Origin of the sequence: Brumimicrobium oceani (assembly GCF_003143775.1) — a bacterium.
Classification (GTDB): Bacteria; Bacteroidota; Bacteroidia; order Flavobacteriales_D; family Crocinitomicaceae; genus Brumimicrobium; species Brumimicrobium oceani.
Genome location: NZ_QFRJ01000009.1, coordinates 43,195 through 67,969, shown reverse-complemented (window position 1 = coordinate 67,969; position 24,775 = coordinate 43,195). Strand labels below are relative to the sequence as shown.

General features: G+C 36.2%; 16 protein-coding genes. 13 read left to right on the top strand and 3 right to left on the bottom strand.

Features of this window, described 5'->3' with window-relative positions; genetic code table 11:
• Positions 1–53: 53 nt before the first annotated feature.
• A complete protein-coding gene (locus DIT68_RS11515; RefSeq protein ID WP_109359957.1) occupies positions 54–5,168 on the bottom strand; it encodes an HYR-like domain-containing protein in 5,115 nt (1,704 codons plus the stop codon).
• A 121-nt stretch (positions 5,169–5,289) separates the two neighbouring features.
• Between DIT68_RS11515 and DIT68_RS11510 the strand changes: the two genes are divergently transcribed.
• The 11 genes from DIT68_RS11510 to DIT68_RS11455 all read left to right on the top strand — a co-directional run bounded on the left by DIT68_RS11510 (position 5,290) and on the right by DIT68_RS11455 (position 19,845).
• Entirely contained in the window at positions 5,290–6,813 is a 1,524-nt protein-coding gene (locus tag DIT68_RS11510; RefSeq protein ID WP_109359956.1) for a tail fiber domain-containing protein, read from the top strand.
• Between the two features lie 263 nt (positions 6,814–7,076).
• Positions 7,077–8,399, top strand: coding sequence for a 1-acyl-sn-glycerol-3-phosphate acyltransferase (locus DIT68_RS11505; protein ID WP_158276175.1), 1,323 nt, complete (start codon positions 7,077–7,079; stop codon positions 8,397–8,399).
• A gap of 174 nt (positions 8,400–8,573) precedes the next feature.
• Positions 8,574–8,987: a toxin-antitoxin system YwqK family antitoxin gene (locus DIT68_RS11500; protein WP_146194201.1), complete on the top strand. Its 414-nt coding sequence runs from the start codon at positions 8,574–8,576 to the stop codon at positions 8,985–8,987.
• A 6-nt stretch (positions 8,988–8,993) separates the two neighbouring features.
• A complete protein-coding gene (dnaG, locus tag DIT68_RS11495; protein WP_109359953.1) occupies positions 8,994–11,021 on the top strand; it encodes a DNA primase in 2,028 nt (675 codons plus the stop codon).
• A 9-nt stretch (positions 11,022–11,030) separates the two neighbouring features.
• On the top strand, positions 11,031–12,182 hold the full coding sequence (locus tag DIT68_RS11490; protein WP_109359952.1) for a mechanosensitive ion channel family protein: 1,152 nt from the start codon (positions 11,031–11,033) through the stop codon (positions 12,180–12,182).
• A gap of 174 nt (positions 12,183–12,356) precedes the next feature.
• Complete coding sequence (locus DIT68_RS11485; RefSeq protein ID WP_109359951.1) at positions 12,357–13,112, top strand: hypothetical protein; 756 nt, start codon at positions 12,357–12,359, stop codon at positions 13,110–13,112.
• A 108-nt stretch (positions 13,113–13,220) separates the two neighbouring features.
• Positions 13,221–14,057 carry a DUF4190 domain-containing protein gene (locus DIT68_RS11480; protein ID WP_109359950.1) on the top strand — a complete coding sequence of 279 codons (837 nt, stop codon included), beginning with the start codon at positions 13,221–13,223 and terminating at the stop codon, positions 14,055–14,057.
• 238 nt (positions 14,058–14,295) lie between these two features.
• On the top strand, positions 14,296–15,963 hold the full coding sequence (locus tag DIT68_RS11475; RefSeq protein ID WP_109359949.1) for a formate--tetrahydrofolate ligase: 1,668 nt from the start codon (positions 14,296–14,298) through the stop codon (positions 15,961–15,963).
• A 176-nt stretch (positions 15,964–16,139) separates the two neighbouring features.
• Complete coding sequence (gene msrA, locus DIT68_RS11470; protein WP_109359948.1) at positions 16,140–16,634, top strand: peptide-methionine (S)-S-oxide reductase MsrA; 495 nt, start codon at positions 16,140–16,142, stop codon at positions 16,632–16,634.
• Between the two features lie 505 nt (positions 16,635–17,139).
• The gene (locus DIT68_RS11460; protein ID WP_109359946.1) at positions 17,140–17,328 is read left to right on the top strand and encodes a helix-turn-helix domain-containing protein; all 189 of its coding nucleotides are present in this window, start codon (positions 17,140–17,142) and stop codon (positions 17,326–17,328) included.
• 9 nt (positions 17,329–17,337) lie between these two features.
• On the top strand, positions 17,338–19,845 hold the full coding sequence (locus DIT68_RS11455) for an N-6 DNA methylase (protein ID WP_109359945.1): 2,508 nt from the start codon (positions 17,338–17,340) through the stop codon (positions 19,843–19,845).
• Positions 19,846–20,295: 450 nt separating this feature from the next.
• Here the strand turns inward: DIT68_RS11455 and recJ are convergent, their stop codons facing one another.
• Both recJ and rnhA read right to left on the bottom strand, forming a co-directional pair.
• Complete coding sequence (gene recJ, locus DIT68_RS11450) at positions 20,296–22,029, bottom strand: single-stranded-DNA-specific exonuclease RecJ (protein ID WP_109359944.1); 1,734 nt, start codon at positions 22,027–22,029, stop codon at positions 20,296–20,298.
• Positions 22,030–22,126: 97 nt separating this feature from the next.
• Positions 22,127–22,585 (bottom strand): ribonuclease HI, encoded by a 459-nt coding sequence (rnhA, locus tag DIT68_RS11445; RefSeq protein WP_109360025.1) that lies wholly within the window; start codon positions 22,583–22,585, stop codon positions 22,127–22,129.
• 239 nt (positions 22,586–22,824) lie between these two features.
• Here rnhA and DIT68_RS11440 point away from each other — a divergent pair, with 239 nt between their 5' ends.
• Complete coding sequence (locus DIT68_RS11440) at positions 22,825–23,439, top strand: TetR/AcrR family transcriptional regulator (RefSeq protein ID WP_109359943.1); 615 nt, start codon at positions 22,825–22,827, stop codon at positions 23,437–23,439.
• A complete protein-coding gene (locus DIT68_RS11435; protein WP_109359942.1) occupies positions 23,439–24,764 on the top strand; it encodes a TolC family protein in 1,326 nt (441 codons plus the stop codon). The genes DIT68_RS11440 and DIT68_RS11435 overlap by 1 nt, the downstream gene beginning before the upstream one ends.
• Positions 24,765–24,775 lie beyond the last annotated feature (11 nt).

Here is a 24,775-nt window from a genome sequence, read left to right as displayed (position 1 = left end):
TCGTCCTTACATTATCTCTTCGATCAATGATATTTGGTGGGATGATGATCCGATTATCTCAACAAGCTCACACTCCCAATGATCTCTTTGCTTTCTTCGTTTCGCAATTTTTTATAGCTAATTTTCCAAACATAAGCACCTTCAGGGGCAAATTTTATCTTACTCGCTCCATAAGTGCCGTCCCAACCATAATTTGCGTCATTGCTTTCAAAAATCAGTTCTCCCCATCTGTTGTAGATTTGCAATTTGTAGTCTAAAGGATCAAATCCTGAGGTGAAAACGGGCTTGAATGTCTCGTTGAATTTGTTTCTGTCGGGCGTGAATGAGTTTGGAATAAAATAGACCAATTCCTCGAAAAAGGGCAAATCTAAATTGAAAGTATCTTGACAACCTAAGTTGCTCGTGGCAATGAGTTGAACATCAAAAATAGCTTTTTCTTTAATGGCCTTTACCGAATATTCGTGCGTTGGGTTGATGTCGTTTGAAATGTTTTCATCTCCAAAATTCCACTCATAAGCTGTTGCTCCAGAAGATGTGTTGGTGAACTCTACCGCGTTGTAAATGTTGGTGATTTCTTCTGGATTTACTGTGAAATCTGCAATTGGATAATCGTCAATGCAAATGTAATCTGAAACTGTAAAATCATCGATACAGCCGTTTGAAAGTTCAACTTGCAGCGTGACATCATAACATCCCGCTTCTTCAAAAACATAATTTACGTTGCAGCCCGAAACTTGACCAATATCGCTAATAGTGAAAAGACACTGATTTCCAACTCCTGGTGAAGTGCTAATGAAGTTGATTTCTTGCGGGGCGCAACCGACCGTTCTATTGGTGGTAAATGAAATGTCTGGTGAAGTAATGACTTCAACATCCACTTGGTCTGTGTTTACACATCCATCAATTGAAGTTCCAACCACGGTGTAAGTAAGCCCTAAACCCGGTGTAAACGGAACGCCATCAACAACTCCATTGTCCCAAACATAAGTAGCTGCACCACTTCCAGAAAGTGTAGTTTCATCGCCATCACAAACGGTGAAGTCAGGTCCTGCATCTACAATTGGAAGCGGATTTACGGTGACTTGCACATCATCCGTTGAAAAACAATTCACTCTTTCCGCAGTCACGGTGTAAGTAGAAACTCCAACAGGAGCAACAAATCCAACGCCATCGCTTACGCCATTATTCCAAGAAATGTTTGCGTTTTCTGGATTAAACGCCGTTAAAGTGATGGTATAGTTTTCGCAAGCTTCGATATCTGTTCCTGCGCTTACCACTGGTGGAACTGGGTCAGTTAAAGTGATAGAAATGTTTTCTGTTGTACTACACGTTGAACACAGCAGTTCGGTTACTGTAAAACCAGTATAAGTTCCTTCGATAAGTCCTGTGATGATGTGTTCTCCGTTAATATCGGTAGTCACAGAAAAAGGAGTTCCGCTATTGTAAGTAATCTCATAATTAGAAGATGGATTTAATCCTGAAATTGTAATTGTTCCCTCGTTTCCTTGGCAAGTTGTTGGATTTGTGCTCGAAAGCGTAAATACTGGATCAAACACCTCAACAACAATTGTTTGCGTAACATCAATCGTATTTCCACAATCGTCGGTTACGCTGTAAACTCTCGTTAACTCTTCGCCGTTACACGTATTTCCATCTGAATTTTCTGAAACGAAAGCCACTGCTGGGTTTGCCGTGCAATTGTCTGCTTCGTCTGTTACCACAGAAATATCTGGAAGTGGAACATCTGCCAAGCAATCTACGAATATTGTATCAGGATTACTTGCTGTTGGCAGAATAGTATCGTTAATGGTAATCGTTTGAACAACATCAATATTATTTCCACATTTATCTTCAATGTTGTAAGTTCTTGTGATAACTTCAGGACAAGTATTTCCATCGGAAACATCAGAAACAAAAGTAACTGTTGGAATGGCCGTGCAGTTATCGGCTTCATCCGTGATTAAATTCACATCAGGCAGCGGAACATCGCCAATACATTGAACCGTTGTATCATTTGGCGCTGTTCCTGTTGGAAGAGTAATTTCGCTAATCACAATTTGCTGCGTGCAAGTCAACTCAACGCCACAAGTATCTGCAATTTGATATGTTCTTGTGATTGTTTCAGGGCAAATTACTCCATCAGAAACTTCGCTGAGTAAAGTAAAAGAAGCAGAATCAATAACTCCACCAACGGGAATTGTTGCTGAACCTCCAGCGGTGATAAATGCATTAAAATCAGCATAAGGCGCTTGTTCTGAAATAGCGCAAGTTGTAGTTAAATCCGCTGGACAAGAAATGTCTGTAATTGCTGGCGATACGGTGAGCATCACTTGGTCAGAAGAAAAACAGTTTACCCTTTCAGAAGTTACGGTGTAGTAAGAAACGCCTACAGGTGGCACAAATCCAAGACCATCCGTTACGCCATTATCCCAAGTAATATTTGCATTTTCAGGATTAAAAGCATTTAAAATCACCGTTGTTCCTTCGCAATACTCTGCATCAGGTCCCGCGCCAATCACTGCGGCAGTTGGGTCATTGATGTTTATCGAAACATTTTCTGTTGTGGTGCATGATGGACAATCGGCATCTGTTACTGTGTAATTGGTATAAGAACCCGCAGGTAAGCCAGTGATTACGTAATCACCAGCGGCGTTTGTGGTGATAGCGTTTGTTGTTCCGCCATCATAATTCATCAAATAAGATGTGTTTGGAGAAAGTCCAGAAAGGGTAATTGTTCCATCACTTCCATCACATGAAGTTGTTCCTTGCCCTGAAACGGTAAAGTTTGGCGTGTAGGAATCTACTAAAATTGTGTGGGTGACATTTATGCTATTTCCGCAATCATCAGTTACGCTGTAAATTCTTGTGATGATTTCTCCGTTACATGAATTTCCGTCTGTTGTTTCAGAAACAAAAGCGACTGTTGGATTTGCGGTGCAATTATCGGCCTCGTCTGAAACTACTGAAATATCAACGGCTGGAACGTCGGTTAAACATTGGACGGTTGTGGAGATGTTGCTTGCTGTTGGAGAGGTATCATCGTTGATTGTAATGGTTTGAATGACATCAATATTATTTCCATTGTCATCTACAATGTTGTAGGTTCTAGTGATGATTTCTGGGCAGGTATTTCCATCTGAAACATCAGAAACAAAGGTAACTGTTGGGTTTGTGGTGCAATTGTCGGCTTCGTCTGTGATTGCGTTTATGTCTGGGGCAGGAACATCTCCAACACACTGCAAAACTAAATCCGCTGGCGCTGTTCCTGTTGGGTTAATTAAATCACTGATTGTGATTGTTTCTGAAGTACTCGCTGCGCACCCATTTGAAAGATTACTAAAATTTGGCGTAAAAGTGTAATTCGTTGTTGTTTGATTGTCAAATACTGGCGACCAAGTTCCTGAAATTCCATTGTCAGAAATTGATGGCAAAGTAAAAACAGCACTCGGACAAAGCGTATCAGAAAATGAAAAACTAGGCACAGTTTGCGGAATAACTTCAATTAATTGCTGAAAACTTACTGGACAGCCCGCCGAAACCCCCGAAGAATCTGGCGTAAAAGTATAAGTTGTAGTGTTTTGGTTATCAAAAGCAGGCGACCAAGTGCCTGAAATTCCATTATTAGAAACCAAAGGAAAAGTCAATGCATCATTAATGCAAATAGAATCTGGTAAAGTGAAAGTGGGTAAAGTTTGCGGTACGATTTGAACCGTGATTTGAATGGTGTCTGCACAAAATGCACTTGAAGGCGAAAAATTATAAGTTGTGGTGGCTTGAGAATTAAAAACAGGCGACCAAATTCCAGAAATTCCGTTATTAGAAGTAGTGGGTAAAGCGACATTTGTTCCTTGACAGACTGGCGGTATTGAATCAAAAATGGGAATCAAAACTGGAATTAAACTTAGGGTTGTATCTGCGGAATTATTGTTTAAATTACTTTCTGGAACAACACCCAATTGTGTGGCGTTTTGGTTGGCGATAATGCTTAAATCAAAAGGACTAGCAATATTTGTAGGAATTGTAACACTTGCCGACATGGCTAAACTGTCTCCGATTAGAATTTCTGAGGGCGTGAGAACAGTTCCTAAAAAAATAGTGTTGTTGGCATAAAGTGAAACAGGAGTTCCTGCAGGCAGAGTGTCGTTGGAATTTACGTTTAGCACTTTGAAATCTATTGATAGGTTTTGGTTGTTGCAGAGGTCTTGACCGGTGATGGTGTCTATATTGATTGTGGCGTCTGGGAGTTCTGAGGGGATGGAGGTAATGATGTTGGAGATTAATCGCAGGTATAGAGAAGTTACATCAATTGTCGCTGATAAGTCTCCAATATTGATAGAGTTGCTAATATCAAATTTATCGACGTCTCTATTCCAACTTATATTACTTCCTGAAAAGCTATCTGTGCCATTAAAAAGGTTATTGGCAGGGTTTTGTGCGTTACTCAAGGTGTCTCCATTGATAGCAAATGATTCTCCAAAAAATAAATTAGGACTTCCATTCCAAGAAAGACATGAAAGGGTAGCATTGACGGTGTTTGTTATATTTAGATTGTTAATTGGGAAAGTAATAGCGCTGTTTGAACTACCAAAAAGTAATTGAAACCCGTCATAAATATTTAATTGATTATTAGGTAGGGTGTTATCAGAATATACCACAATTATGTTCCATCCTGAATAGTATACCCAATTACTACAATAACCACTAATAATCGGATTCAAGTCAAAATTCGAGATTTGGTAAATACCATTTCCAAAATTCTGAACATAACTTGTGATGTCTTTGACAGCAGAAAAGTATGTGAAAAAAGGGGGTTGTGCATTTCCAAGATTTAAAATATCAGGGAAAATTGAATTGCCATTCAAAGAGACAGTTGTTCCCGTCCCGTCACCTATACCGCTCCAAATCAAATAGGCGCCAACCACAGATTGTCCAGTTGATAAATTTAGTGATGCAGAGGACGTTGTTAACATTTGACAGGGAGTAGGAGGACTTAGCTGCCAATTATCTGCTGTATTATGAGTATTACCAATTACGGTGTAATCGTATTTGCCATTGAATTGTTGGTAAAGCGTGATAGGTGTGCTAATAACGACTTGCCCAACAAGCTTGTTTGAAACCAATAATACAAGTAGCGTTAGCCCAATAAGTATGTGTTTATTTACACCCATAGCTTCAAATGTAGTATTAATTTGGTGAACTCGCAAAAGGAAAAACTATAAATAGTCGTTTTTTATTTTGTTATATCTGTTTTTTTTTTATGAGCTTTAGACTTCACAAAATCATTATGTTATGAAAAAAGTACTTTTATTCACAAGTTTATTTACAATACCGTTTGCTTTTGGTCAAAGTAATAATCTAAGTCAGAACAGCATCACTGAGGTTATGGGGTCTTTAGGATCTTCTCTAGGCACTCAGGAGGTATTTCGTTTTAAAACAGGAGCAATAACTCAACTTAATCAAGGATCTAATTTTGATTTTGGTCTGAATAATCAATGGATGTCATTAGGTCAGGTGGATGCTGGAAGTCAAGTTTTCTATGGCTCTCGCTTTCAGTATAGGGAAAGTGCATTTGTGACGGGTTATACAGATGCAAGTCCAGCTAAACCTCGTATTCAATGGATTCACAATGGGGGCTCAACTGCTCGGAATCTAGAATTTCGTGTGGGGAGAGGTTTTGGTAGCCCGAATAATCCGCAGGTTAACATTTTAGTGGCTTCAATGACACCGCTTAATGGAAACACTTATTTTGGAGAGAACATCGATACATCAAATCCATTTGGCGACGACCCGGCGGATTCTCCCAAGGTTGGTATTGATACCCAGTTCGGTCAAAAAGGCTTTTCGATTAGAAGTGTAAATCAAACGAGCCTAGGAGCGCCGAATATCGGTGCGGAGATTACAGTGGAGCATTTGGATTTTGGTACAGGAATGATTATTGCAGTTAATGGAAATCAAAGCTCAACAGGTATATTTGTAGACGCTAGTAGTTCACAAAACTCAATTGGAGTTCTTGGAAAAACACATCCAAACACCCAGTTTAGTGCTGCAATTTATGGAGATGCTCAAGCATCTGGAAATAATCGTCATGCAGGTTATTTCAATGGAGATGTTGTCACTACAGCAGGGGCTTTTCTTCCCTCAGACGAGAAATTGAAAAACAATATCAATAATGAAAAAAGCGCACTCGAAAGAATTTCCCAATTGCGTCCAGTAACTTACTCGTATAACAAAACAGACGGTATCGCACTTCCTGAGACAAACCAACACGGTTTCATTTCGCAAGAAATGGCAGAGGTATTCCCTGAATTGACGAAAGACGTAACTCAACCAATTTTTGACGAAAATGGTAAAATAGCTTCTGATATTTCTTACAAAGCCATTAACTACACTGGTTTAATCTCTGTTTTAACAGCAGGAATTCAAGAGTTAAATACGGAACTAGTTAATGAAATAGCATCAGTTCGAGAGGAATTAACAACTGTTAGCGAAGAATTAGCAGAATACAAAGCCAACGACAAAATTAGACAAAGTCTAGTTCAAGACAGTCGTGAAGTTTCAGACTACGCTATGGAACAAAATATCCCGAATCCTTTTAATGATAGAACGGTGATTCGTTATCAATTGGCGGCTGAGGTTAATCAAGCTTCAATTACTATTTTCAACTTGAATGGAGGATTTGTGAAGGATTATCCAATTAACGAAAACAAAGGAGAAGTTACAGTTTTAGCATCTGAGATTGGTAAAGGAATGTTTATTTATTCACTTACAAGAAATGGACAGGAGATTATGTCTAAGCGGATGATTGTTAGGTAAATAATTAATTATTAGTGTTTAACGCGATAGGGTGGCATAATTGATAATTTTAAATTGTATTTTTTCATAATAGAAACCTCCGTGAGTTTTGGCTTTTGGAGGTTTTTTTGTTTTTGGGTTTTTGCTTTGATGATTTAGAAGGGGCAATTGCGAATCGTCCTTACATTATCTCTTTGTTCAATGTTTTGATGGAGACTATTTTTGAGAGTATTCTTAATTCATGTGTAATTATTTTTTTCATTAACTTGTCCAAAAAAAAACACATGCTCTATCGCATATTAAAATTTATAATTGGTGTTGGAATTCGCTTGTATTACAAAGAAATACGGGTGAATAACAGAGGGAATCTATCCAACGGAAAGAAGCCAATGATCATAATTGCCAATCATCCAAATACCTTAATGGATGCTTGGGTAATTGGTATGATATGTAATCAGCCTATTTATTACATGGCTAAAGCCACTTTGTTTGATTCGAAATTTAAATTGAAATTACTGCGCAGTTTAAAGATGATTCCCATCAATAGAAGAGGTGAAGGCGTAACTGATGGCGTAGATAATAATGATTCTTTAAGCGAATGTTATAAGGTCTTAAGCGAAGGAAAAACTTTAGTGATTTTTCCTGAAGGAACATCCTACAAAGAGAAGGTTCTTCGTGAGTTGAAAACTGGTACGGCAAGAATAGCCCTAGAAACGGAAAGGTTAAATGATAGTAATCTAGATTTACAAGTTGTTGCTGTGGGAATTAATTATTCTCAACCTGAAAAATTCAGAAGTAATATTTTGATTGATATCGACCAGCCCAGAGGTGTCATGGATCATTACGAGCTGTATTTAAAGGATAAGAGAAAAGCGGTGCGCAGTTTAACAGATCAATTTAGAGACAGATTAGAAAAAGTATTGGTTACCACAGAAACCAAGGATGAAGAAGAGTTATTGGATGATATTTATAAAGTTCTGAATACCAAATACATTCCTTCAGATGAAAAAGGAGTTCAACGGCAAGTGAGTGAGCTCAAGGAGATAAAGAATAAAATAGATGAATTGAAGTTGGTTCAGCCTTGGAGAATAGATGAATTAAAGCAGCGCATTAAATCCATGGATTGGAAGTTAGAGAAAATGAAAATTCGAGCCGATTTTCTAGATAGGAAATTCAGATCTAGACTTTTTTTGAGACAGATTTTCACCTCTGTTGTTTTTATTTTAGTTGCGCTTCCTTTGGCCATTTTTGGTCTGATTCATAATTATTTGCAATACCTTTTTACCGATTGGTTGGTTCCTAAATTGTCTACAGATATTGAATATTATGCGCCATTGGCTATTCTTGTAGGAATAGTGCTATACCCATTAAGCTACACAGGATTCGCTCTTTTAGTGCACTATCTACTTGACTTTTCATGGGGTTTAATGCTTATTTATGTTTTATTAATGCCTTTAATCGGAATGTTTACCTACTGGTTTTTTAAATATTTAACCCATATTAGTTATAAATGGAGATATATGTTCTTGATGATAGACCATAAAGAAGCGCTTCATGAATTACAAAGCGAGAAAAAACAGGTCAAAGAGTTATTATTCGAAGATTAGAATACCCTAATTATTTCCATAGAGAAAGTTTCGTTAGTGCTATGTGTCTTTTAGAAAATTATCACTTTCACAAAGAACATTTTAACCTTAGCTTTTTAAGCAAAATAGGATGTAGCTTTAGTTCATTCAATAAATAACGTATTTTTGTAAACAATAATCGGAAACAGTAAAATGATGAAAAAGTACTTTTTTTTAGTGTTAATTTTAATGGTTTGGTCAGCTTGTGCTGATGAAGCCGAAAAACCGAAAAGGCCAGAGGTGAAGATGGAAACAAGACCTTTGGTTTCACAAGACGATAATGGAAGGTATACGGAATGGTATCCTGGGCATAAGCAATTGAAAATTACAGGAAGAAAAAACAAAGATGGTGAGCGCGTTGGGGTTTGGAAATATTTTTCGGAACTTGGCGTAGAATTGTCAATCGTTGTTTATAAGGATGGCTTGAAAGATGGACATACCATTGTGAAGCATCCAAATGGAGCTGTTCATTATTCAGGTGAATATTTGAATGACGAACCTATAGGAGTTTGGAAGTTCTATAACGAGGAAGGCCAGCTAACCGAAACTAAAGATTATTCTAAGCTGTAAATTATAATGTCTAGAATTCCTTCGCATATCATCGATGAAATCATGAACACCGCTCGCATCGAGGAGGTGATTGGTGAGTATGTGCAATTAAAAAAGTCAGGATCAAATTTTAAAGGGTTAAGTCCATTTACGGAGGAACGAACACCTTCTTTTATGGTAAGTCCGGCCAAGCAAATTTTCAAATGTTTTTCGACGGGAAAAGGAGGAACAGCGGTTTCCTTTTTAATGGAATTGGAGCAGTTCAGCTATCCCGAAGCCTTGCGTTGGTTGGCCGACAAATACAATATTCAATTACCAGAAGAAAAGCCTTTAACTCCAGAGGAGCAGCAAGAACTTTCCGAAAGAGAAAGTTTACAGATAATTAATTCTTATGCCAGAGATTTCTTTGCAGAAAGTATAAAAAGCTCCTCCGAAGGCAAGGCGATAGGTTATTCTTATTTTAAAGAAAGAGGTTTTACAGAAAGTACTATCGATAAATTTCAATTGGGTTATTGTCCCAGAAATGAAAAGTCTTTCACTGAAACGGCCATAGAAAAAGGGTACAAACAAAAATATTTAGAACAACTTGGTTTAACAAAAACCAGTAATGATAGACGCTTCGATTTTTTCAGCGGAAGGGTTATGTTTCCAATTCATTCCGTTTCTGGAAAAGTACTGGGTTTTGGTGGTAGAACACTCCAAACCAATTCTAAAACAGCCAAATATTTTAACTCTCCAGAAAGTATTCTTTACGACAAAAGTAAGGTGCTTTATGGAATTTATTTTGCCAAAAGTGAAATCATTAAACAAGACAATTGTTTTTTGGTAGAAGGTTACACAGACGTCATCAGCATGGCGCAAGCTGGGGTTGAAAACGTGGTGTCCAGCAGTGGAACTTCACTTACGAAAGGGCAAATAAAATTAATTCAACGGTATACGCAAAATATTACTGTTCTCTACGATAGTGACCCTGCGGGAATCAAAGCATCTTTTCGAGGAATAGATTTGCTTTTGGAAGAAGGAATGACGGTTAAAGTCTGCCTTTTTCCAGAAGGAGAAGACCCTGATTCTTTTGCGAAAAGTGTGGGAACAGATGAATTAAAAAAATATTTAGCTGAGAATCAAAAAGATTTTGTTGGTTTTAAAACGGATGTACTGCTGAAAGGAACAGAAAATGACCCTATTCAGCGCGCTGGTTTAATTAAGGAAATTGTGGGTTCCATTGCCTTAATTCCAGACAGCATTACACGGTCTGTTTACCTCAAACAAACGGCGGCACAATTTGACTTTAAAGAAGAAACTTTACTCAACGAGCTCAATGCGATTCGCCGAAAAGCACTGAATAACCCGAGAAAAAGAACAACTCCTTCCTCTCCTTCTCCCTCACCTTCACCCGTAAGTGCACCAAACTATGAGGACGAAGGAGAGATGCCCATGGAAGCTTTCGGAGAATTTCCGGGAGAAGCGATAAAAAAAGTTGATCCAAACAAACGCCATTTCTATGATCAAGAGTTAGATTTAATTCGCATTTTGGTGTTGTATGGAAGTCGTGCCATTGAGATAGAAGGAGAGGCTGAAAGTGATGCCCAAGAGTCAATTGATGTGAGTGCTGCGGAGTTAATTATTTCAGAATTGGAACGAGATGATTTAGGATTTCATAATCCATTATTTCAAAAGATTTATCAATTGTGTCAGCAAGGACTAAAGGACAATATTTTCTATGAAGCAGCCCGTTTTTTAAGACATGAAGACCCTGAGATAGTGAAATTCGTTACAGATATTTTGTCGCCCAGATACGAATTAAGCCGTCAGTGGTTAAACACCTACAAAATAGAAACAACCGAAGAGATTCATAAATTGGCACAAGCTGTAAAGGAGTCGCTTTATGCTTTCAAAAACTCTGTGGTCATGCGAAGAATCCAAGATATTCAGGAGGAGCTAAAAGGAATAGGCAATGATGAAAGCGATAAATTGATGGAGTTGCTAAAGGAACAAATGTTACTTGAGAAAATAAAAAGTTCCTTCGCACATCAATTAGGCAGAATAATCGTTTAATTTAGTAAGATGTTATTATTTTTCGAATTTAAAATAGGTCCTTACACTGCATCCTTCTGGATTGTATTGATCTGGTTGGTTACTATAGCCCTAACGCTTATTTTGAATAAGTTCATAAAAAGAATGCTCAAAAGGCATTTAAAAAAGCCGAACATCAAAATTAAGGGAACAAGAATCACTATTCTTAAGGTACTGAATCAAGTGCTGATTGCTGGAGCTTTTATCGCCGGTTTTCAGGCGTTTCGACTAGAAAATGAAGAAATTTCCATCAGAGAGTTTTTGAGTTATGACATCGTTCCAAAATTAGCCGATGAACAGTTCCATTTGAGCATGATGGATGTACTCACCATTATTTTCGTTTTTGCAATTTCACGTTTTCTAATTAACCTTTTTAGACTTTTTATCGATCGCAGATTTAAAGACAATGACAACTTCGATGAGGGAACGCGATTTGTTTACATTCAATTCGCAAAATACATCATTTATGTGCTGGCCACTTTCTTTTCGCTACAAGTTGTTTTCACCGATTTAAGTGGACTTTTGGTGGGTTCTGCTGCTATCTTTGCGGCATTGGGTTTAGGTCTTCAAGGAATGTTCCGAGATATGGTTTCGGGAATTGTTTTGCTTTTTGAAGGAACCATAAAAGTGGGAGATATTGTGAGGTTATTCAGTCCAGTAACTGGAGAGGAAATTATAGGACGAATTCTCAAAATAAATGTGCGTACAACAAAAGTGGAAACCCGCGACGGAAATACATTAATTATACCCAACTCTTTGCTCACGCAAGACCAAATAGAAAACTGGTCATTTAGCGCAGGACATACACGTTTTCATATCACGCTGAGAGTGGCGTATGGAACAGACACCGAATTGGTGAAAAAACTTTTAAAACAAGCTGCCTTAAGTCATCCAGAAGTGAGTAAGAAACGACCTGTAACAGTACGAATCTTGAATTTTGGAGAATACGCTTTAGAAATGGAACTGCTTTTTTGGGCCAATCAAAAGTGGTTTGCAGAATACTATAAATCGGAAATACGTTTCGAAATAGACCGTTTATTTAAACAGAATGGTATTAAAATTCCTTTTCCTCAAAGGACGATTCACATGGCTCCAGAAGATAGACCAGATTATGATAAACCCAAAGAAGGAATTGAAGGCTAAGCCTCTGATTCGTAACGCTGATTTTTCAGGAAATTTCACCCTATTTTAAAGCACTTTTAATTTCTTTATTTCGAGTGTGCTAAGTATTTGTATTTCTTAATACATAAGTTAAGCGTTTACTCCACACCTTAGTTTTAAAATTTCATTATATTTATCCTACTTATACTATAACTTATGAAGAAAATGAAACTTAAAAACTACTTTGTCCTTTTGCTTATTCTTTCGATTGGCTTTTCTTGTTCTATTGAAAAACGTTTACACACAGGTGGTTATCACGTAAAGCTGAATAAAAACAAAATAAAATCTGATGTTAAATCTAATGATCGAAATAATCATTTAGCATTTTCAGAGCGTGATGAAGAACAGAAACAATATACTGAGAAGCGAAGCGAAAACACAAATTCGACTGTCCAACATTCAATTACGGATCAATTAAATTTTGAAGAATCCACTCCAGTAAATAAGTTAAGCGATTTTATGGCTGAACCTCCAAAAGAATCCACTCAAGTAAGCAAAACGGTTTCCCAGGAAGAATGCGATGTGCTCTATAAAAAGAATGGAGACGAGTTAAGACTCAAGGTTTTAGAAATAGATGAAACAAGAATCAAATACAAAAAGTGTGATAATTTGAACGGTCCAATATATTCCATTGGAATTTCTGAGGTTTTCATGATTAAGTATGCCAATGGAACAAAGGATGTTTTCAATGAGGAAAATGAAACCAAAGCAACTGAGGTAAAAACAGAACCTATAAAGTCAGTTGAGCCTAATCAAACCGCTCAGTCCGACGGTATGTCAGGATTGGGAGTCGTAGGAATCGTGTTTCTCGTTGTAGGTTTTTTATTACTGCTTTTCATCTCTATCTTAATAGGTCTACTTTTCCTTATTTTAGGATTGATATTTTTGATTGTAGGACTTTCACAGGGATAAAACGCATTTTGAATAAGGAAACACACTATTTAGGGCTGGGTCTTATTTAGTTGTGCCATTAATCTCTCTGTCAGAAAGTTTTCGTGAGAATAATTTAAAAAGTCAATTATGAAAAACTTCAATTTTATAAATTATCTATCCATATTATTATTGGTTTCCATTGGCTTTTCCTGTTCAATTGAAAAGCGACTTCATACAGGAGGTTATCACCTTAAATTCAACAAAAGTCTTAAAAGCAACCAAGCAGCATCGATCGATGAAGACCTTAAGTTAAATTTGGAAGCTGAAGTTCATAATGAAAAATTGAATTTTAAAGACGCGGGAGAACTTTCTGTTGATGATGGTTTAGATGAGCTAGGTCTTTATGAATCTTCAGCAGAAAAAGCAATGTCCTTAGCTGATCATGAGAAAACCAATTGTTTTCCTACATCAAATGAATTGATATTCAATAAGATTGAAGGCTGTGATACATTAATATTTAGAAATGGAGATGAACGAACAGTGAAGATTTTAGAATTTGGGGAATCTACCATTAAATATAAAAAATGTGATCATCTTGAGGGGCCTAGCTATACCGCAAAAATGGCAGAAGTCTTTATGATTAAATATGCAAATGGAGCTAAAGATGTTTTCAAAGCGAAGAAGGTAACTGAAGCGAAGAAGGAGCCCACACAAGCAGAAGAGAAAGTGACTGTAGAACCTTTTTCTATTATAAGTTTAATACTTGGTGTAATTGGGATGGTTTTCATGCTTCTCCTTAACCCCGTGCTTGGTTTTTTCATCTTAGTTCCTGCCCTAATAACTGGTATTGTTGGAATTTCAAGGCGAAAAGCGCATAACTCTAGGGGGTTGGGAATGGCAATAACTGGGACGGTGTTAGGTGTTTTAGGAACTATTGTTGGTTTAGTGATTTTAGCTGTGGTGCTTGCATTTGTAGGGTATTAAATTGTTATTATAGCCAGAAGCGTGTTGTTGTTTGCGAGCTAAGTATAAACTTTTATTCGTTCTGAGTATAAGCTCAAAATATGACCTATCTCATTTCAAACAGTGTTTTTCTTCTTTTTAAAATGATTCATCACCATATTTTGTGAGCAATAAAGGCTTTCCTAACTCCCTTATATAATCATCTGTTATCTTTGTTGGAGGACTTTCTAAAGTCAATTTTACAATACAAAATAAGAACATGACAGATATAGAAATTGCACAAAGAGTTACAGCAAAGCACATAAGAGAAGTTGCCGCAAAACTGGAAATTACCGAAGATAAATTAGAATATTACGGAAACGAAAAAGCAAAATTGCCTTTGGATCTAATCGACGAAGAAAAAGTAGATAAAAGCAATTTAATATTGGTTACCGCCATAACACCAACACCTGCGGGAGAAGGGAAAACAACCAATGTTATTGGCTTAAGCGATGGCTTAAATTTAATCGGGAAAAAATCTGTTGTTGTTATTAGAGAACCCAGTTTAGGCCCTGTTTTCGGAATGAAGGGAGGTGCAGCCGGTGGAGGGCACAGTCAAGTCATTCCCATGGTGGATATTAACTTACATTTCACAGGAGATTTCCATGCGATTGCAATGGCCAATAATCTTTTGGCTGCATTAATTGACAATAATTTACAAAGTAAAACCAAAAATTTGGGCATAGACCCAAGATCGGTGATTTGGAAACGATGTATGGACATGAACGATAGAGCACTCAGAAATATCGTTTCGGGTTTAAGCGGTAAAACAGGTGGAATTCCGCGTGAAACAGGATTTAATATCACCGCAGCTTCTGAAATTATGGCCATTTTATGCTTGTGTAAAGACTTAAACGACCTTCAGGAAATGTGCGGGAACATTTATATTGGTGACACATTCGACGGTAGAGCAGTTTATGCTAAAGAATTAAATTCTTCTGGTGCAATAGCCGTGCTTTTAAAAGATGCCATCAAGCCAAATTTAGTGCAAACTTTGGAGGGAAATCCTGCACTGATTCACGGAGGGCCATTTGCAAATATCGCGCAAGGAACCAACTCCATTATTGCCACGAAAATGGGAATGAGTTTAGGTGAATATGTAATTACAGAGGCTGGATTTGCCGCAGATTTAGGGGCAGAAAAATTCTTGAATATAAAATGTAGAAAAGCAGGATTGTCGCCAAAAGCTGTGGTTGTAGTGGCCACGATTAGGGCATTAAAATACCACGGAGGAAAATCACTTGACGCATTAACAAATGAAGATCTTGAAGCTTTAGAAAAAGGAATGCCTAATCTTGAAAAACACATTGAAAGTATTCAGAGTTTTGGCTTACCAGTTGTGGTTTCTGTAAATTCATTTAGCAGTGATACTGATGCAGAAAAGCAATTGATTTTTGACCACTGTGAAAAACTTGGGGTTCCTGTTTCCATCAGTAATGGTTGGGCCGAAGGAGGGGCAGGCTGCACCGATTTAGCGGAAAAAGTGGTTGAAGCAGCCGCGTCTTGTGCGTCTGATTTTACGCCAACATACGATTTAAAAGATGCACCGCTCAATAAAATCGAGAAGATTTGTAAAACGATTTATGGTGCAGATGGAGTGGAACTCACTGCAAAAGCAAAAAATCAACTAAAGCGTTTTGAAGATTTAGGATATGGTAATCTGCCAATTTGTATGGCGAAAACTCAGAAAAGTTTGAGCGATAATGAGAAATTAATTGGTCGCCCTAAAAATTTTGATATTCATATCCGCGAGTTCGAAATAGCTGCAGGGGCTGGTTTCATCATTCCTATTGCAGGAAATATGTTGAGAATGCCAGGATTGCCCGCAACTCCTTCTTCGGAAAGGATTGAAATAGATGGAGAAGGTGAAATTTCTGGACTGTTTTAAAAAGCGTTTTTAGATGGACTAAAAGCGAATGAGCGATAAATATAGATTTGTCGCTCATTTTTATTTTTTGAAACAAAACATCTTTGGTTATATGATTTCTTTTTTGGCATCTATGTTCTAATTCGAACAAGAATAATATATTAGTTGTTTGAATAAGCAAGACTAAATAGTAAAAAATGAGCAATACAAAAAAAGCATATATAGCAGGAGGTTGTTTCTGGGGAATGGAAGGTTTATTTCGTAATAGAAAAGGAATTTTGGATACCGAAGTAGGATATATCGGAGGAGAAAATGAAAATCCTAGCTATAAAAATCACCCTGGACATGCAGAAGGAATAGAAATCACTTACGATGAAAATCAAACTTCTTTTAAGGAAATCTTAGATTATTTTTATAGAATTCACAATCCTACAACAGTCAATAGACAAGGAAATGATAAAGGAACAAGTTACCGCTCAGCTATTTTCTTCCAAAACGAAGAGGAGAAAGCAATAGCTGAAGAAGTCATCGATATAGTAAACGCATCCAAAAAATGGGACGGTAAAGTAGCCACAACATTGGAGCCCTACACGAAGTTTTGGCCTGCAGAGCCCGAGCATCAAGATTACCTTCAAAAGCATCCAAATGGATATACTTGCCATTTTGAGAGGTTTGAGGAGAGTTTTATTTAGTCAGAAATGAGTTTAGGGTATGCCTATAAAAATCGGCACAGGTGGAGTATTGAGTACTCAACACTGCTTTTCTCCATAGAATTATGCGCTATTTAGCTTTTCGGAATCCCTTAAATTTTTTATTTGTTTTAAAATATTAGCCGTATAATTAAACGTATATTATTCGTATAATTATACGGGTATGAGAATCATTCAACGCTTGTGTTCTTTCTGTGAACTATTGAAATTGGCTGGTGTGGTTAGGCTTTCTGTTTGGATTATTGTTATATTTGGAGGGAATGGTATAGGCGAAATATACGTAATACGTATAGCCAATTGTTACCTGCAAGCTGAAAAAAGCCAACGCTCGGTCAAGCACATTTGGTTTTTGCCAACGCTAAAACCCAAAACTGAAAAACCAAAAGAGCTTGCCTTTTTCCAACCCACGACAAAATAGTGAATTTTTTCATTATAAAATAGCGAACTTTTATTATATTTGAACCGAATTAATAAATTTAGGTTTCAAATGAACCGAATTAAAGAAGTTCTAAAAGACAAAGGAATATCACAGACTTGGCTTGCCAAACAGACAGGGAAAAGTTATACCACAATTAACGAGTACGCTCGAAATGTTAGACAACCTAGTTTAGAAGACTTATACCAAATTGCTGAAATTCTAAAAGTTTCGGCAAAGGACTTACTAATTGAAAAATAAAATAAAATAATGACAGAAGATTCATTACCAAAGGAAGGATATTTATTTGATTATATATCGGGTCAGGAAATAAAAGCTACACCAGAAGAGGTAGATGCAGTACAACCTTTTTCCATTCAGTTAGTGGAAGATTATGGTTATCCTAAAGAATTAATACAAACTAGACCACAATTCAGAGTAAAAGCTAGACCGTCTGATACAACTAAACAATATCCTGTTGATATTGCAATCTTCAAAGATAAAAGTCAAAAAGATGATGATGTTTACATAATTGTAGAATGTAAAAAAAAGACAAGAAAAGACGGGAAAACACAACTAGAAGATTACTTGAGACTTTCAAAAGCCGAATTAGGTGTTTGGTTTAATGGTGATGAGAGATTATTTATTAAAAAGATTGAAAAGTCAGGCAAGGTTTTATTTCGTGAAATCCCAAATATTCCAAAATCAGGTCAAAGGCTTGAAGATATTGGGATGTTTAAACGAAAGGATTTAATTGTTCCCCACAATTTAAAATTGATTTTCAAAACTATTAGAAATCACCTTGCAGGTAATTTTACAGGAGCGACAAGAGATGAAGAATTGGCAAGAGAATTAATCAACCTAATTTTCTGTAAAATATATGATGAGAAATTTACTAGACCTGATGATATTGTCGAATTCCGCATTGGAATTGAAGAAGATAAAAAAGAAGTAAAAAAGAGAACTCTTGAAATTTTTGAAAAAGTAAAAACCAAATATAAAGAAGTAATTGAGGTTAGTGATACAATTAGTTTAGACGAAAACGCTATTGCTTATGTCATAGGAGAACTGCAAAACTATACTTTAATTGAATCTGAAAGAGATGTAATTGCAGAAGCCTTTGAAACATTTATTGGATATGCACTAAAAGGAGCACAAGGACAATTTTTTACACCAAGAAACATTGTAAAATTACTAGTTGAAATTGTAGACCCAAAATCTGATGAACTTGTTATTGACCCAGCTTGTGGTTCAGGAGGTTTTTTAGTTGAGAGTTTAAGATATATGTGGAAAGAACTCGATAAGCAAGCAGAAGAATATGGATGGTCGGAACTAGCGTTAAATGAAGAAAAAACTGCTACTGCAATTCATAAAATAAGAGGTATAGAAAAAGATAGTTTTTTAAGCAAAGTAGCTAAAGCATATATGGCTATAATCGGAGATGGTAAAGGCGGTATTTTTTGCGAAAACAGTTTAGATATGCCAAAAGAATGGAAAGCTAAAACGAGACAAAATGTTAATCTTGGTCAATTTGATGTACTATTAGCGAATCCACCATTTGGAAAAGATATAAAAGTAGAAGGCACAGACTTATTAAATCAATATGATTTAGGTTATAAATGGAAAACGGCAGGAGATACTTTTGAGCGAACTAATAAACTTAAAGACGTTGAAACACCACAAATTATATTTATTGAAAGATGTTTACAATTAATAAAAGTTGGTGGTAGAATGGGTATTGTCTTACCTGAAACATTTTTTCACGCCCCAAGGTCAAGATATGTTTTACATAAAATGCTAGAAGGCAATAATTTGAGTTGGGTTATTGATTTACCTCACAATTCATTTAGACCTCACAATAACGCAAAGTGTTTAGCAATTGTAATAGAAAAAGGCGTAAAACAACAAAAAGAGGTAAATATGGCTGTTCTTGAAGAAATAGGTCATAACCACCAAGGCAAGGAAATTTATCGTTGGGATTTTGAAACAAAATCTATCGACAGAAGCGAACTTTGGGATGATACACCATTGGTAATTAAGGAAATAAAGACAGGATTTAAAAAATATTGTTTTAAGGTTGATTTCAACAAAACTTTAGAAAAACATATTTATGTTCCACGTTATTATTGGGAAAATAAAATAGAGGAAATTAAAAATCTTGCTGAAAAAGAGAATTTACAGTTAATTCCAATAAAAGACTTAATTTCTAAAAAAATATTGAAATGTTTTGATGGTCACGGTTCGCCACCAGCAGAATATAAAGGCAGAGGAGAAGTTACCTATGTGAGAGTAAAAGACATTGTTAATTGGGAAGTTTACAAAGACCCAACCTCTAAAATACCTGAAGACATATATTTAGCTAAAAAAGGTAAAAAGAAAGACCTTATTGAAGGTGATGTAGTTTATGTTCGTAGAGGAAGTTATAGAATTGGAAGTGTCGCTATGGTTTCACCATTTGATATTCAATCACTTTTGACAAGAGAAATTTTAGTTTTAAGAGTTATAAAAGAAAATAACGAATATGATTTAGATTCATACTACTTATTATACTTACTGTCTCATAGTTTAACTCAATTACAGTCTTTTAATAAGGTTTTAATTGAAACAACTTTGCCTAATATTGGCGATAGATGGAATGAATTAATGTTACCAATTTCAAAAGATAAAGAACAACGCAAAATGATTTCTACTAAAATTAAAAGTGTTATTCAAAATAAATGGAAAGCAGTTGAGCAATTAGAAAAATTAAAAGATGAACTTGGTGATTTGACAACCTAAAGCCAACGCTAAAAGCCATACACATTTGCAATTCGCACCAGCCAATGCTCAAGCCAAAAATTGCAAAAGAGTATGTCTTTGCCAACGCTAACAGACGAACGAAAAAATAAAGCCAGCAGGTAACAATGTATATAAAAAATAGGCGAAATAGTAATAAAATCAAGAGTTTTGGCTCGTATCAAAGTTTGTGCTTAAACGAAAGTTTCGTGCTTCGAAATCGCCTACTTTTCATATACTAACCGTTGTGGTGCATTAAGCCCAAGCTACGAACGTTCACACGTGTTAGCCGCATGTGCCTATTTACGGCCGTTAGTCCATTCCTTCATCAAACCTTAATTTCACTCCCTCGATAAATCCATTACATTCCCACCATTTCTCATCCCTCTCCCTATACAACACTCTCCCTAAAAAACCTCTCCCTATACAATTCTCTCCCAAAGATGTTTGTCCTCATCCCCGATGAGGCCTAACATCTTTCACCATCAACTGCGGAGTAGTCCTTCCCTTAAACTGGTTCACTTCCAAAGTGAAGACCATGTCAAAAGGGCCATTCTGAACAATTTCTAAGGCTTCTGGAGCTTTAAAATAGATGGCTTCGATGTGTTTTTGGAAATTAGGCTGATACACTTTCATTTTTAAATGCACCTCTTTCAATAGTTTGGCATCGTGCGCATAGACATTCTTCGCTAAGAAAAGGGGTTTCATGTTGTTGGGACCGTGCGGTTCAAATTGGTTAAGTACACGCATCAATCTTGGAACTTCAAAGACAGATTCACCCATATTGAATAGGCTGTCAAAAGGCAATTCTTTTTCGATGATCTGCTCAGGAATTAAAGATTCACTTCCTATAACTTTTCGCACTTCGTCATCAAAACGCTTTACGAAATCATCGAGTTGTTCATTTTTTAAAGTCATTCCAGCGGCAAAATAATGTCCACCAAATTTCTCCAAATAAGTACTGCATTTTTCTAGAACATCATACACGTTTACGCCTTTTATACTTCTAGCAGAACCCGTCCAAGTTTTTCCATCTTCAGATTGCGTTAAGACAATTGTAGGACGATAATAATTCTCAATTAATCGAGAAGCCACAATTCCAATAACACCTTTGTGCCAAGATTCATCAAAAACAACAGTTGTACATTTCTTGTCAAAATCAGGATCTTCTTCTACAATAGCCAAGGCATGTTCCGTAATTTCTTTATCCAAAGTTCTTCTTTCGTCATTGAATTCATGAATTGTTTTAGCAATTTCTCTTAATTCAGTTTCGTCATTGGAAGTCATTAAGACAACCGCTTTTTTGGCATCGTCAATTCTTCCAGCAGCATTAATTCGTGGTGCGATGGTAAAAACAATATCCGTTAAAGTCAACGGTTTTTCTTTCTTGGCAAGATTCAATAAAATATCAATTCCTGGTCTTGTGTCTTCGTTCAATTGTTTCAATCCATATTGTGCTAATAATCGATTTTCTCCTGTAACAGGAACAATATCTGCGGCAATACTTATGGCCAATAAATCTAAATTTTCAAACAATGCTCCTTCATCCCAATCATTCGTTTGAGCCAAAGCTTGCATTAATTTAAAACCAACTCCCGCTCCCGACAATTCTTTATAAGGATAATTGCAATCTTCTCTTTTAGGATCTAAAACAATACAATCTGGTAATTCCTTTCCAGGCGTATGGTGATCACAAATAATCATGTCAATTCCCAAAGAATTCGCTAAATCAACCTTTTCATTGGCTTTTATTCCACAATCTAGGGTGATTATTAAAGAAAAATCGTTTTCATGCGCATTTCGAATTCCTTTTTCGCTGACACCATATCCTTCTTCATATCGGTCTGGAATATAATAAGCAACCGATGAGGTAAATTGAGAAAGATAGCCATAAACGATAGAAATAGCTGTAGTTCCATCAACATCATAATCTCCGTAAATCAAGATTTTCTGATTTTCTTCCAAAGCAATATTCACCCGCTCAACTGCGCGCTCCATATCTTTCATCAAAAAAGGATCATGTAATTCTTTCAGCGTAGCACGAAAAAATGACTTTGCATCATCAAATTCTGTAATTCCACGTTGAACTAGCATATAAGCCACAACTTCAGAAACATTCATTTCGTTTTTCAAGTTTTCAACCTGAAGCGCATCTGGTGCGTCTTTAATAAGCCATTTCGTATTCATTATTCTGTGATTTTATTAGTGGTCTTATTTAAGTTAGGAATAATATTGAGATAAACTAGTAAATTAAAAATGAAAAGTAGTTGATTAGCGTAACTTTTCACTTAATACTATTCTCATATCCTTCATCCACCAAAAGATTCTTCCCATCCGCCGCATTCACCGCCAAAACATCACACCTTTCATTCTCCGCATGTCCGGCATGACCTTTTACCCAAACAAACTTCGGTTTATAAATAGCGTGTAATTTCAAATAGCGTTTCCACAAGTCAACATTCTTTTTGTCTTTAAAGCCTTTCTTTTCCCAATTAAAAACCCAGCCTTTTTCTACAGAATCCACCACATATTTCGAATCTGAGTAAATGATTACTTCATGTTTATCTGTTTTAATCGCTTCCAAGGCAACAATTACTGCCATAAGTTCCATGCGGTTATTGGTTGTTAAACGAAAACCTTCTGATAATTCTTTTTCGAATCCCATGAATTTCAGAATTGCACCATAACCTCCATTTCCTGGATTTCCTTTTGCTGAACCGTCCGTATAAATTAAAATTGCCATAAGAACAAATCTAAGTTTTTGCCTATAATTTTGATAGGGTTTCCTAAATTTTATTTTTAGAAGCGGATTTTTGATATGTTGTGGGTGGGTTTGAAACCAGTTTAAACGGTTGTATTTCAATGTTAAGTGGTTTTGCTCTTTTGGGAATAAAATAAAATTAAAAAGAATTGTTAAAACGATGGAAACTTTTAACGTGTAAATAGTTTCCATCGTTTTTAATTTACTACTTTTGCACCCCAATGGATAAAAAACGTAAAGAAATAATTGAGAAATCAGCGATGATTTTTTTGCGTCACGGAATTAAATCTGTGACAATGGACGACTTAGCCAGAGAATTGTCAATGTCTAAAAAAACGATTTACAATCATTTTAAGGATAAAGACGAGTTGGTGAAACAAATTGTAAGCACTTTAATAGTTCAGAATCAAGTGGCTTGTGAAGCGAGTAGATTGAGGTCTGAAAATGCAATTGAAGCCTTAATGAGTATTAGTGAATTTTCAACCCGATTGTTTACTGAAATTCATACTTCTGTATTTTTTGACCTTCAAAAATACTATCCTGAAGCGTGGGAAGTCGTAAGAGAGCATAGGTTGAAATTTGTGATTAATCAAATTACAGACAACATTATTAGAGGGCAAAAAGAGGGTATTTATCTATCTGAATTAGATCCGAAAATTATGGCCGCAATTCATCTGTCGACTGTAAGTATGCTAACTGAAGGTAAAGTATATGAAGTAGAGGCGAATCAATTTGGTGAATTATTAGAGCAAATTATTCTATTTCAATTGCGAGGAATAGTAAATGACAAAGGAAGAGAGTTAATGGTTAAAAACATGAAAAACAAAGAAAAGTAATGAATCGTATAAGTACATTTATGATTACAGTGGTTTTGTTGATAAGTCAATCGGCATTTTCACAGGAGTTCACACTTTTTGAGGCCCAATCATATGCCTTGGAAAATGCAGAACAAATCAAACGTTCTGAATTAGATTTAGAATCGGCAGAAAAACAAGTTGTAGAAACGCGTGCTATTGGTCTGCCCCAAATTAATGGAGAGGTAAACTACCAACAGTTGATTAATTTGCCTACACAAGTCTTGGATGGAGCGTTAATGGGCCAACCAGGTCAGGATGTCGAAATTAGTTTTGGGCAGGAATTCGGTGCAAATGCAGGGATCTCAGCAAATCAATTGATTTTTAATGGCTCTTATATTATCGCACTGCAAGTTTCTAAGTTCTACACAGAATTTGTGGCAACAAGTATCAAAAAGTCTCAACAAGATGTCTTGTCTAATGTAACTCAAGCATATCAAATGGCTTTAGTGAGCGCTAGAAATAAGCGATTTGTGGATACTTTGGTCGATGTGACAGAGAAGTTGATTAACAAACAAAGAGAATTGTATGATGTTGGTTTCATTACGCAAGAAGAAGTTGATCAAACAGAATTTTCATTATTATCGGCAAGAGCAAATCAAGTAGCTGCTGCAACCACTTATGAAAATGCATTGGTCATGTTGAAAATGACAATGTCTTATCCTATGGATAGTGAGATTACTTTAACAGAAGATTTAGATAAATTACTATTGGATCAACAATTAGATTTGTCTGGTTCTTATGAAGATAATTTGGAGTTGGATATTCTGAAAAAACAAAGAATGATTTCCGAATATGACTTGAAGAATGTAAAAATGGGAAATTACCCTCAATTATCAGCGTTCTTTCAACACCAATATGATGCTTTTAGAAGTGAGTTTAATTTTTTCAGAACTGATGAGAAATGGTTTGACCAAACCGTTTGGGGAGTAAAACTTACTGTACCAATCTTTGCTGGTGGTGAGAGATGGGCGAAAATTCAGAAAGCCAAAATAGCCGTGATGCAAGATGATTTAACCATAAAAGAGTATCAACGTTCACTTTCTGGACAAGAAATTCAAATTAAAAATGAGTTAAGAAGCGCCAGAACAAATCTTGAACTGCAAAAGCAAAACGTCACTTTAGCACGTAAAATTCATGACAACTCCATGATTATGGCAGAAATAGGGAAGGAAAATAGCATCATGGTAACTCAGAAATACAATCAACTGGTTCAAGCACAAACTAGCTATGTTAGCGCAATGGTGGAGGTTTTTAACAAGAAGCTTGAGTTGGACAAATTATACAATAAATTAATCAGAAAATAACAGTAACAAGA